This window comes from Agathobaculum sp. TL06 (genome assembly GCF_054658635.1).
Genome location: NZ_BAAGGY010000001.1, coordinates 19,317 through 30,608 on the forward strand (window position 1 = coordinate 19,317; position 11,292 = coordinate 30,608).

General features: G+C 51.4%; 10 protein-coding genes. 4 read left to right on the plus strand and 6 right to left on the minus strand.

What is annotated here, in order from left to right; all coding sequences use genetic code 11:
- Nucleotides 1-3 precede the first annotated feature (3 nt).
- Nucleotides 4-558 (plus strand): hypoxanthine phosphoribosyltransferase, encoded by a 555-nt coding sequence (hpt, locus tag ACYQ3S_RS00105; RefSeq protein ID WP_242977792.1) that lies wholly within the window; start codon nt 4-6, stop codon nt 556-558.
- A 44-nt stretch (nt 559-602) separates the two neighbouring features.
- Nucleotides 603-2,510, plus strand: a complete 1,908-nt coding sequence (gene ftsH / locus ACYQ3S_RS00110; RefSeq protein ID WP_459686940.1) for an ATP-dependent zinc metalloprotease FtsH — start codon at nt 603-605, stop codon at nt 2,508-2,510.
- Between the two features lie 82 nt (nt 2,511-2,592).
- On the opposite strand, the gene ACYQ3S_RS00115 is transcribed toward ftsH, so the two are convergent.
- The 6 genes from ACYQ3S_RS00115 to ACYQ3S_RS00140 all read right to left on the minus strand — a co-directional run bounded on the left by ACYQ3S_RS00115 (nt 2,593) and on the right by ACYQ3S_RS00140 (nt 8,780).
- On the minus strand, nt 2,593-4,344 hold the full coding sequence (locus tag ACYQ3S_RS00115; RefSeq protein ID WP_459686765.1) for a DUF4368 domain-containing protein: 1,752 nt from the start codon (nt 4,342-4,344) through the stop codon (nt 2,593-2,595).
- On the minus strand, nt 4,341-4,646 hold the full coding sequence (locus ACYQ3S_RS00120) for a hypothetical protein (protein WP_459686766.1): 306 nt from the start codon (nt 4,644-4,646) through the stop codon (nt 4,341-4,343). Before ACYQ3S_RS00120 ends, ACYQ3S_RS00115 begins: the two co-directional genes overlap by 4 nt.
- A gap of 19 nt (nt 4,647-4,665) precedes the next feature.
- Nucleotides 4,666-5,928 (minus strand): plasmid recombination protein, encoded by a 1,263-nt coding sequence (locus tag ACYQ3S_RS00125; protein ID WP_459686767.1) that lies wholly within the window; start codon nt 5,926-5,928, stop codon nt 4,666-4,668.
- 323 nt (nt 5,929-6,251) lie between these two features.
- Complete coding sequence (locus ACYQ3S_RS00130) at nt 6,252-6,473, minus strand: LLM class flavin-dependent oxidoreductase (protein WP_459686768.1); 222 nt, start codon at nt 6,471-6,473, stop codon at nt 6,252-6,254.
- 422 nt (nt 6,474-6,895) lie between these two features.
- The gene (locus tag ACYQ3S_RS00135) at nt 6,896-8,191 is read right to left on the minus strand and encodes a DNA primase family protein (protein ID WP_459686769.1); all 1,296 of its coding nucleotides are present in this window, start codon (nt 8,189-8,191) and stop codon (nt 6,896-6,898) included.
- The gene (locus ACYQ3S_RS00140; RefSeq protein ID WP_459686770.1) at nt 8,184-8,780 is read right to left on the minus strand and encodes a CHC2 zinc finger domain-containing protein; all 597 of its coding nucleotides are present in this window, start codon (nt 8,778-8,780) and stop codon (nt 8,184-8,186) included. Before ACYQ3S_RS00140 ends, ACYQ3S_RS00135 begins: the two co-directional genes overlap by 8 nt.
- 173 nt (nt 8,781-8,953) lie before the next feature.
- On the opposite strand from ACYQ3S_RS00140, the gene ACYQ3S_RS00145 reads away from it, so the two are divergent.
- Both ACYQ3S_RS00145 and ACYQ3S_RS00150 read left to right on the plus strand, forming a co-directional pair.
- On the plus strand, nt 8,954-10,069 hold the full coding sequence (locus tag ACYQ3S_RS00145; RefSeq protein WP_459686771.1) for a DUF6076 domain-containing protein: 1,116 nt from the start codon (nt 8,954-8,956) through the stop codon (nt 10,067-10,069).
- Nucleotides 10,070-10,179: 110 nt separating this feature from the next.
- On the plus strand, nt 10,180-11,289 hold the full coding sequence (locus ACYQ3S_RS00150; RefSeq protein WP_459686772.1) for a sigma-70 family RNA polymerase sigma factor: 1,110 nt from the start codon (nt 10,180-10,182) through the stop codon (nt 11,287-11,289).
- The last annotated feature ends 3 nt before the right edge of the window (nt 11,290-11,292 follow it).

The window sequence follows — 11,292 nt, forward strand, 5'->3', positions numbered from 1 at the left end:
CAAATGGCATTTGACATGCGAGACGACATCAAGGAAGTTTACTTCACGGAACAGCAGCTCGCGGAAAAAGTGGCGGAGCTGGGCGCGCGTATTACAGAGGATTATCGGGATAGGAATCCCCTGATCGTCAGCGTGCTCAAGGGGTCCTATGTTTTTATGGCGGACCTGACCCGCAGGATCCAAACGCCGTGCAATATTGATTTCATGGTGGTATCCAGTTATGGAAAGGGGACCAAAACCTCTGGCGAGGTGCAGATCATCAAGGATATCGAGCAGCCGATCGACGGGCGCGACCTGTTGATTGTGGAGGATATCCTCGATTCAGGCGTCACGCTGAATTATTTGATGCAGGTGCTGATGGCGCGCGGGGCGAATTCGATTCGGCTGTGTACGCTGCTGTCCAAGCCTGCGCGGCATAAGGTGCATGTGCCGATCGATTATCTCGGCTTTGAAATACCGGATGAATTTGTGGTCGGCTATGGCCTGGATTATGCTGAAAAATACCGTAATCTGCCGTATATCGGCATTCTCAAACCGTCTGTTTACGGCGGCGAGTAAATACACGAACGAGGAAGAGGTGTCATACCGATTTGAAAGGAAAAATGAAAGGCTTTGGCCTTTATCTTCTGATACTGGTGTTTTTGCTGGCCGGTGTCAGCTATGTTGTGAGCCAGACGTCGCGCACCGAGCCGATCACCTATCTGGATGTATACAAATACTTCCAAGAGGAAAAAGTTGACCAGTTCAAGGTGGATGGCGGGACGCTGACCATGCATCTGAAGGACGACGGACGCGTTGTCAGCTATGACTTGGGGAATTACTTCAGCGTATTTTACGAAGAGCTGGGTGAAACGATCCAGGAGCAGGAGCAGAACGGCACGCTGACGGAGGTAAATTATATTACTACGGAAATACCGTGGTGGGCGAATTTTGTACCGTACCTTATCCTGATTGTTCTGCTGGGCGCGTTCTGGTATTTTATGATGAATAAGCAGTCCGGCGGTGGCGCGGGTCCGATGCAGTTCGGCAAAGCACGTGCAAAGTTAGCGCAGGACGATAAAAGGAAAGTCACTTTCAATGATGTGGCAGGTGCGGACGAGGAAAAGGCCGAGCTGCAGGAGATTGTGGAGTTTTTGAAAAACCCGCAGAAATTTGTGCAGATCGGCGCGCGTATTCCCAAGGGTGTACTCCTGGTCGGCCCTCCGGGTACTGGTAAAACATTGATCGCGCGTGCGGTTGCGGGTGAGGCCGGCGTACCGTTCCTGTCGATCTCCGGCTCGGACTTTGTCGAGCTGTATGTCGGCGTTGGCGCTTCGCGCGTACGCGATCTGTTCGAGCAGGCGAAAAAGAACGCGCCGGCGATCGTGTTCATCGACGAGATCGACGCAGTAGGCCGCCAGCGCGGCGCGGGGCTCGGCGGCGGACATGATGAGCGCGAGCAGACGCTGAACCAACTGCTTGTAGAGATGGACGGTTTCGGCGCCAATGAGGGCGTTATCGTGATCGCGGCGACCAACCGTAAGGATATCCTCGACAACGCATTGCTCCGCCCAGGCCGTTTTGACCGCCAGGTCTATGTTGGCGCGCCCGACGTCAAGGGACGTGAGGCAATCCTGAAGGTGCATGCCCGCAACAAGCAGTTCGATCCGGATGTCAAGTTCTCGGATATCGCCAAAACCACGGCCGGATTTACCGGCGCGGATCTGGAGAATCTGCTCAACGAGGCAGCGCTGCTGGCGGCGCGCCGCAATAAAAAGCTGATTTCTCAGGACGAGATCGAGGAGTCTCTGCTCAAGGTCGTGATGGGTGTGGAGAAAAAGAGCCATATCATCACCGAGCAGGATAAACGCCTGACAGCATACCATGAAGCAGGCCATGCAATTTGTTTCCATGTCCTGCCGACGCAGGATCCGGTGCATCATGTAACGATCATTCCACGTTCCTCCGGCGCAGGCGGCTTTACCATGCCGTTGCCGGAAGAGGATCAGGCGTACCGCACCCGAAAGTATATGGAGGAGTATATCATTGTTTGTCTGGGCGGCCGTGTCGCGGAACAGCTTACGATGCCGGATATCTCCACCGGCGCCTACGGCGATATCAAGCAGGCGACGCAGATGGCGCGGGCGATGGTGACCAGCTACGGTATGAGCGAGCGGATCGGGCCGATTGATTACGGCGCGGACAACGGCGAAATATTCCTGGGCCGTGATTTTGCGGCAGGGAAGGGCTATTCCGAGGTCAAGGCAGCGGAGATCGACGATGAGATTCACCGCATTATCGAGGAGGCGCACCACGCCTGTGAGAAGCTCCTGACCGAGCATATGGAGGAGATGTCCCGTGTCGCGGAGTATTTGATCCGCAATGAAACAATGGATGGGGAAACCTTCCTCAAGGTCTATAACAATGAGATCGTTCCGGACAAGGTGCTTGGCGAGGATTTGATGCCTGAGCTTCAAAGGGAGCTGGATGAACAGGCACAGAAAAAAGACGACGGCCAGGAAACAGAATAAAAAGAAATCCCACGGGAAGGCTTAATAGTGATAAGGTACTATTTAGCTTTGCGAGGGGCAGAGAACGGTGTGACCGTAATGGTCACGCCGTTTTTCTGCGTCCAAGGGTAGATTTCGCAACAACAGGCTCGGAAATCACAGGAATCTCTACGTCATCCACGAAGTTGAAATAGATTTTCACCTTCTGTACCCGCTTGCCGCTGGATTTGTCCGGCGCAAACACCTCAATCTTCTTGATATATTCATTGACTATCGTAGGTGTCAATTCCGGCACATCCACATACTTCTGGGTTAGAGCGACAAAGGCATCTACATCTGCACTCATGGTTTCCTGTGTTTCCAGCCATTCTTCCGTCACTTCAATTTCGAGTTTTAACCGCTCCTGTTCTGCCTCGTAATCGGCGGTCATTTTCTTATACCGCTCCTTACTCAGATCGCCCAGGACAAAATCCTCATAAAGTCGGGACAGAAGAACATCCAGGTCAGCCAGCCGTTTCTTCGCCTGCTCCACTCGCTTCCGATCTTCACGGATGTTGCGTTCCTGATCGGAGCGGCGGCATTGCAGCCATTCCTCTTGAAAACCCTCCACGTCCTGCCGAATATAGGCATTGACCGCACGGATGCGCTCTAACACCAGTTCCCGCAGTACATCTTCCCGGATATAGTGGGCAGAACAGGTGCCTCGACCGCTTTTGTAGCTGGAGCATACATAGTGGTCTTGCTTGCCGTCAAAGCTTTTGCAGGTAGCAAAGTGCAGCTTATTCCCACAATCGGGACAGAACAGAAGCCCAGAGAACAATCCCTGCCGTTCCGCTTTTGTGGGACGGCGTTTGTTTTTTCGCAACTCCTGCACCCTGTCCCACTGAGCCTGAGAAACGATTGCTTCCTGCGTACCAGGGAAGATACACATATCTTCGATTGCATTGGGAATCCGTTTTTTCAGCTTGTAGGACTTGGAATAGGTCTTAAAATTGCAGGTACAGCCGGTGTACTCCATCCGTTCCAGAATACCCGCAACCGATTGACCAATCCAATGGTAAGGGCGCTCCGGCATTTTCTTACGCTTTTTCGGGTCAGGATGGTTTTCCGACTGTTTGGCATACAGCGCCTTGGTAGTCAACACCTTATCCTTCTCCAGTATACGGGCAATCTGTTCCGGCCCCTTGCCGTCAATAGCCAAGTCAAAGATGCGCTTGACTACTGGGGCGGCATCCTCGTCAATGATCCAATGGTCTTTATCGGCAGGGTCAGTGCGATAACCATAGGGCGGTTTTCCCAGATGCTTTCCACTGGTGCCTTTCTGACGGAATACGACCCGGACTTTTTTGCTGGTGTCCCGTGGATACCATTCGTTGAACAAATTACGAATAGCGGCAAAGCCGTCGCCGTCGCCTCGTTCACTGTCCACGCCATCATTGACTGCGATAAAGCGCACGTCGTAGCTGGGGAAAATGATGTCCGTGTACTGCCCAACGGTCAGGTAATCTCGGCCAAACCTACTAAGATCCTTGACCAGCCAGCAACCGACAAGCCCCTGCTTAACCAGTGCAAAGCCTTCCTGCACGCCGGGGCGGTCAAAATTGGTTCCCGTATATCCGTCATCCACCAGAATTTTCAGGTTGGTGTAGCCATGCTCGGCTGCGTATCGGGTTAAAAACTCTTTTTGATTCTGTATCGAATTTGATTCTCCATCCAGCGCATCCTCATTGCTGAGGCGGCAATACAGGATGGTGATTTTTTGCTGATCCAACATAGCGTCCTCCTTTACGGTTGGGTCAGCTGACAGAATCGGTGTGCATGGTGTTATTGTAGCATGAATTTGAGTCTGTGTCATGAACAAACCGCCTCCTTATCCGAAAAAATGAGCCGTTTTACCTTGTGGGTAAGCGGCTCATTTCCGTCACATACAGTCTCCAGCAGATACCAGGTATTTCCGATTTTCCGTTCCACCGTACCGGTGAACGGATTCATCCGGTTTTCCCACCGTTTCCGGCATTCTTCCAGAAAATCAAGCGGCGGCTCAAAAATCGGGTCAAAGCAGGATTCTATGTCGATTCCCACACAAGCATGGATCAATTCTTCCGTAGGAGCACCACTGAGCATCAGCTTATTGAGTTTTGTTATCAGATTAGTCATAAGCAAAAATTCCTTTCTATTAAAGTTCCATATCCTGCGATTTGCGGCGGACAGACTGGTCATGTTGTTTGGTTTCCCGGGTCTGGGTCAAAATAGCGTTAAGAAAAGCCCGCACCTTTTCGGGTGCGAGCTTGACAGCTTCCAGATAAGGCCGTGCCTGTTCTTTCAGCGATTCATATCGCTGTTTCCAGACAGCGGCACTTTTTTGTGCGCTTTGCAGTTTTGCTTCCAGGCGGCTGTTTTCTGCCTTGGCAAGAATCCCATTGACCGCATAATCCTTGAGTGTGCTGCACTCGGATGGGGTCAGAGTAATATTGCCGGTGATCGTCTTTTTTCCCATAGAACGGATTTCCTGTACAGTCAAAGCGGCGGTGCGCTGTTCTTTGGTTTGCTTTTGCAGGAATTGCAGCTCCTTCTGTTTTTTCTCAACAGCAGCCTGTGCGCTGTCCAGCGTTTGTTCTTTCTGAGCGATTTGGGCGGTCACATCTTCCAGCCGCTGCTGCTCCTGTGCCACCTTAAACTGGGTCACCGTCAGATGTTCCTCGGTGCTGCCTCGCTCTCCACGCTCTACGTCGGTATATCCAGCAGCTCTCATGTGCTGGTAAAAATCATCCTGCAAAATGGAGTAGGATTTCTTTAGAACCGGCTTTCCATTTTTCTGCAAAACGGGATTCCCGGCTTCGTCCAGCGCCGGTTGGGACAGCCACTTTTTGCTGCGGCTGACCTGCATAATGGTCTCCTTGACCGTCCCCACCAAAGCCTTATCCTTGCACCGTTTTGACCAGAGAATCTGCTTTCCCACCACTGGGACGTACACCACATGAAGGTGGTAGTGGTACACATCCTGTCCCAGAGCTTCCGACATGGCCCGGTTGATCTCATCGGCGTGCATGACGGCAGAGAGGATATACTGTTCGCCGCCCACAATCTTCACAGCGGCTTGGTAGGCTTCGGCATAAAACTGCTTGGCAAACTCATAGCCGCCGTGATTGTGGAAATAGGCGGAGTTCACATCGAAAATCAGTTCTCCATAGTGAATGGCATCCGGTTTCAGTCCACGGGTGGAAATCGTGCCGGAGGATTCCATCTGTGCAAACAGTTCCGTATAGCTGGCGGATGCCTTTTTGAAGTGGACGTTATAGCTGAGACGTTCCGGGATAATATCCGGGTTGCGGTAGCTGTCTTTTTCCCGTTCATTGTGCTTTTGGGTGTTGCCGATGTCCTTGTCCGGGACATCCACATTTCTGGCACTGGTACGGTCGATTCCATCGTTTCTGGCCATAAAAATCAGCTCCTTTCTGTTATGCGGCAGACGGCTGGGGGATGGGGATACACTTCCTGCGGGAAGTGTAATAACCCACTATAACACTTTCAGCCCAGAGGTCTGCAAAGTGCCGTGGGCTCTCCCGAGGGGCTCTCCGAGGGGGAATTGCGGTCATTGCGATGACCGCTGCTGGATACGGAAAATCCGTCTGCGCTCCTTTTCCATATCCAGCCCGAATGCCTGCTCTCCGACACCGGATCGCAGTCCTTCGTTGTCAGCGAAAACATCCTTTCGCTGACTGTCCATCAAAAGCGGTTCGCTGTTTTTGATGGGAACAGGGGTTACGGTTTGGCCCGTTTCTGCCATACAAGGTCATAACCAAGGGCGTCAGCAAGCTGAACCGCCTCCACATACCGCAGAGACTCCCGCTGGAGCTTGTTGGACAGGTTGGAAACGCTGTCGCTCCAGCCGTAATCCTCGGAAAGCTGGTCAACGACCTCCTGCATCGTGCAGCCCGAACGCACGATGTACGACTTGATTTCATTTCTCAAATTGGATTTCATAGAAAACACCTCATTCTTTCGTAAAGCTGGTTTGCTGTGGAGCATATTCGCTGCATGGCTCGGTAAAAACAGATAACATTCAAAAAATCACTCAGGATTGCGTCCATGAAGAACTGTCTGTAACAGCACCCCATCGACTTTGCGATTAGGTGGGCTTGCAAGCGAAACCGTGAAAATAGTTACCTTTCCGCATACCACTATCACCATTCTGTAAATCACCAAATGATGATTTGCGTTCTGTTTACGGTAGTGTTTTTCACTGCTTGCACAACCATTGATTGGAAAGTTCGGATTTTAGAGCGGCCTCTGAGCCGAACAATAAAAAATGAACTTCGATTTTTTGCGTTCGTGCGTTCCTTCGTTCCACAGGTTGTACCCAATCAGGAACGCATGAACGCACGAACAGAAGGTTTTGAGTTTCTTTACAACTCCATTGGCGAGAGCAGAACATAAATGCCCATATATCCCCGGCACCGTTTTCCACCACCGATGTGCAGGTTATTGACCGGCTCCAAATGATAGCGTTCTGCGTTCTGGCTGAGCTGGTTTGCAAAGCTCTTTGGTGACAGTGGGTTTTCGGCGTTGTCCTCGCACCACCGCTTATAGGCTGCATACAGATTTTTGGTGCTGGCTTCATAATCGGCCTTGAATGCCACATAACCCTCAGAATCGAGAAAGTCCAGAATGTTGTTGGCATCCCGAACTGCGGAAGTGATATTGTCCTTGGCTCTCTGGCTGATGGTAAAGTGATAGTGATTGGCGATCAGCCGCCGCAATCCCTCCAGCATCCAGAGGAAGATTCCCTCTTTTTCGGCAATCAATTTCTCAGCAAGAAACGGGTCATCGAACCGATCCACAGGCTTATCTTTGGTGGTCAGAATGATCTGACGGCGAAAGAAACCATCGCTGCGGTCATGAAGTGCAGTCAATGCCCCGTTGCCAAAGCAGAGGAAACGCACATAAAGCAGCCCCTGATAGCTCTGTTCTCTCTTCCGTTCCAAATCCATCCGCAGTTCTGCTGTCACGATGGATTTTACATAGTTGGTCTTGGTCAAGGCATTCATATCCAGATCATCGTCCAGCATGAGCAGCTTGCCCTCCAGGTCGGCTCTGGCAAAACGACTGTTCTCTACTTTCTGGATGGAAGTGGTGTTCATGTTGAGCCCGAAAATGGCGTTCATCACCACACCGATGCGGCTTTTGCCCTCGCCTCCCTTGCCAATCAGCATGAGCATTTTCTGGCCCTTGGTGGAGGGGATTAGACAATAGCCCAGATACTCCTGCAAGGCGGGAATATCCTCCGGTTCCAACAGTTCTGAAAGGAAGTGCAGCCAGTGTTCCGGTGCAGGAGCATCTGCCCGATAGGACACCGGAAGGCGGTTGCCACAATACTCTTTTTCCTCCGTAAAGGTGCCATCCAGGAAACAAGTGCCGTTCGCCACATGGATGCGGTCACATTGCAGGGTCAACGGTTCTGTGTATGCCGCCAGCTTCAACGCTTTGATTATCTGCTCCACCGTCTGTGCGACCTTGGCGTGAAGCCAGGGCGAGATTTCCTCATAAATCGTGCGCTTCAATTTGCTCTCATCGGGCAATGGGCCATCCACAGTATAAAAGCGGTCGTTGATACAGCGCATGGGATGCTGGGACAGGAAATCCCGGCAGTATTCCGGTTCGACGATTTTCCCCTTATCATCAATCCAAACAGGGTTATTCATGGTATCGCTCCTCTCTCAGACGGGTCTGTAATTTGCAGATGTATCCGTTTGCCGTTAGTTCACTCACGACTTCGCCTCGTTCATAGGAATCGCCTTGCAGCAGAATGTCCAGCTGATACTCTGCCCAGGGCAGACGGTGGCAGGCTTCCACAAACCGCTCGTCCAACACATCTTCCGGCGCTTGCGGTGCATATTGCCTTTCCCAATCCAGGAGCAACCGCCGATACTGGTTCAAAACAGAAAAGCACAGCTGCTCGTTCTCACGAAGCTGCTGTGCTTTGGTTTTGTGCCTTAATTTTTGGCGAATTGATTCTGGCAAGGGCTTGTCCAGTACAAGGTGAAAGTCCGATGCCAGTTTTCGGGCCGCATCATACAGCCGAAGGTCAAACAGTTTGGCGGTCAGGTCGATCACATCCCCATGCTCCCCACAGGCAAAACAGTGGTAGTGGTCATCCGATATATACAGGCTCGGATGACGGTCATTATGGAACGGACACAGTGCCATACCATAGTGATTGACGTCAATTCCATACGTTTGCGCTGCTTCCTGTGTGTTAATATTGGCTTTCACCACTTCAAATAAATTCATACAGATTCCCTCCATTTCCTTTTTGATGGGGTAGTTTTCTCACCCCTCTGTATAGGTTATGGGGAAAATCGAAAAAAACAGGCTAATGGCATGACAAGTCGTTTTCAAAAAACATGACAAGAATTTAATTGTGTGCTATTATGAAAATAGAAAAACATGACAGGAGGGAGAAGATGGATCAGATTATCAACCATGCTGTTTTATCTCTGGATTTCTGGCAGGACACCGTAACCTATGAGGGGTGTACGATGCCCGCAGGAACCATTGGCTGCGAGGTGCTGAACATCCCGGACATCACCATTGAAAATCTGGATACTCCCTGCAATGTGCTGAACCAGCTGCTTCAGGGGATGAACACCGGTTCCGTGGATATGGAGCTGCTGCCGCAGGTGCAGCAAGCCGCTGACGAGATCATCTCCTTTTTGCAGGTTACACCACCCTTCTCCCGACTGAATCGAAGCTATTTTGAGCAAAAACTTGCAGCCATATTTTCCGAAGAATACATGGAGGATGCCAAAGCCTATTTGCAGCTCACTCAGCAGGAGCAGCTGATTTGTGCTTTGACTGGGCAGCATGGCAAGGCAACCATGCTCGTGCGAATCGTGCAGGTACTGGGGCATTTGAGTTATTCTCTGGGGCAGTACAAGGAAGCCTTGACGAAATTTGCAGAGCAGTTGAATGAACCAGGTTATGACCGTACCCCGGACGGTTATGCGGCAATGTTCGGACAGTTCTTCAAAGGTGAGCCAACTCTGTCGCTGGATAACCCGGCCTGGATGACTCTGACCAATGCTTCGGTGCAGTATGTAGCCGCCATTCGGCCCGGAAAGACGGAGCCGCAGTTGGTCAAGCGGATGCACTATGTCTCCTTTGTGGGGATGTTCCGTTCCGATCTGTTTGAGGGACTTTGTGTGGGCCATGCCCCCAAGAAATGCCCCATCTGCGGCAGATGGTTTCTCACCATTGATGCACGACATACCAAATACTGCGGCGGTCTGGCCCCCGGCGACCAGCGGGGACGGACTTGCCGACAAATCGGAAATCTGAGAGGCCGGGAGCAGCGGGAGCTTGCAGACGATCACCCTATCAAGGCCATTTATACCCGCCGGATGAATACCATCCTGCAAAGCACCCGCCGTGGAAAGCTGGATGAAGAAACGGCAGCAGCTATGAAAAAGCTGGCAAAAGATAAGATGCTCCGTGCGCTCTCTGATCAGCGCTATGCCAGCACTGTCTACGAGCAGGAAATGACCCAGGATGCACTTTTGAAGGTCGTACAAAAGAAATAAGCAGCGAAATACCAGAAAGGCGGTGAAGGAAAATGGATACAGCGTGGACATGGGAGTTGTCCGGCCACTGTGCCAAATACAGCTTTCTGACGGACCCCAAGGGCCTGACCATGCGGGAAGTGGAACACATCTTTCAGCTTGCCCCGGAACCGCCTGTCCATGAAAATCCGAGTGATTATATCATTCAGGCCGTGCAGAGCCGAGAACTGTGCTGGTTTTCCTTTTTCCTGCACCACTATGAAAACCGGCTCAATAACCGTGTTCGCCGTTTCCTGCTGCGGGAGGGGTTGGATCGCTATAGCCCAGAACGCTTTTGGGACTACAAAATGGGCTGTGTGCTTGCCATGCTGGATTGTCTGCGGGAATACGATCCCGCACAAGGGACAGATTTTCTGACCTATGCCCATCACTTTATCGGGAACGCTCTTTTGACCTGCCGGATGCAGGAGGAGGCCGGTTCCTTTGAAAATGTGGATGAGTACAAGGCTGTGCGAGGGATTGCATGGCTCTACAATCAATCCGGTCAGTCTGAACAGGCGGCAATCCAGAAATATGCCCAGAAAAACGGTTGTACCGAGGAAACCGCAGCAAAGTTTTTGGCATTGGCCAGACAAAATCGAAGCCGTGTTCCGTTTTATCAGACCATTCAGGATGAGGACAGCGAAGAAACCGGAGAGGATGTCAGCCGGGATGACCATTGGGACTATGCGGAGATTCTATGGAACGGTATCCGGGCTGAAGCTGTCCGAGAAGCGTTTGAAAAGCTGAATTACCGGGAACAAACCCTTTTGGAAAAGAGAAACGCCATCTGTATGACCTGTGGACGGGTCAGTCCCATCAGCACCCGGTTGACCTTTGAAGAACTGGCAGTCCTCTTTGAGGGCAGCACGGCCAGTGGTGCAGAACGGGCCTACCGTAAAGCCGTGGATCATTTGGCCTGTCTGCTGACAGAAGCCGGAGTGCTTCACATAATTCGCCTAAAACGCAAATCCCAGACCAAACGCAAAAAGAAAATCGCCGCCGCTGTCTACCTGTATCAGGTGGACAACGACGGCGAATGGGGTGAGGTTTCGTTTGATTTTGAGGCTGGAACAGCGGAGATTGTCCGGTTGGCAGAGTGGGATACGACAGTCAGCAAGAATTTTGCACAAAAAGCGATTCAATACATTCTGACCTGTAATTCCAAATTATGTAAAGAAACCACTCTAATATATGAATAAATG